Raw genomic sequence first — 302 nt, 5'->3', positions numbered from 1 at the left:
ATGAGCTCTATTTAGCTCTTTGGCGATTACTCGCTACCTTTGGTTTTGTAGTGGCCTTATGAAATTGGCTAAAACCAGTATGGCGCGTTAATGCTGGGCGCCCACCTCGACTACTTCCTTTTGCAGCTCTTTCGTCGCGCCCTTCTTCTGGCACTAAGCAATTTGGCGCTTTACCTATTAGTTTAGCTTTACCCATTTTGCGCAGTGCTTCGCGGATCATTGGCCAGCCCGCTGGATCTTGATAGGTTAAATTTGCTTTTTGTAAACGACGCTGGCGCGCACCTTTCGGCACAGGTACTACT

The 302-nt window shown here is 48.3% G+C and carries 1 protein-coding gene; it reads right to left on the bottom strand.

Annotated elements, in window-relative coordinates:
• Positions 1 to 7: 7 nt before the first annotated feature.
• Positions 8 to 302: DUF3362 domain-containing protein (locus AAEZ22_RS18295; RefSeq protein WP_352298435.1), on the bottom strand; the 295-nt coding region annotated here is incomplete at its 5' end.

The organism is Pseudoalteromonas sp. 20-MNA-CIBAN-0454 (assembly GCF_040308685.1).
Lineage (GTDB): Bacteria > Pseudomonadota > Gammaproteobacteria > Enterobacterales > Alteromonadaceae > Pseudoalteromonas > Pseudoalteromonas nigrifaciens.
The sequence above is the reverse complement of the archived record's forward strand: the minus strand, read 5'-3'. Positions and strand labels throughout refer to the sequence as shown.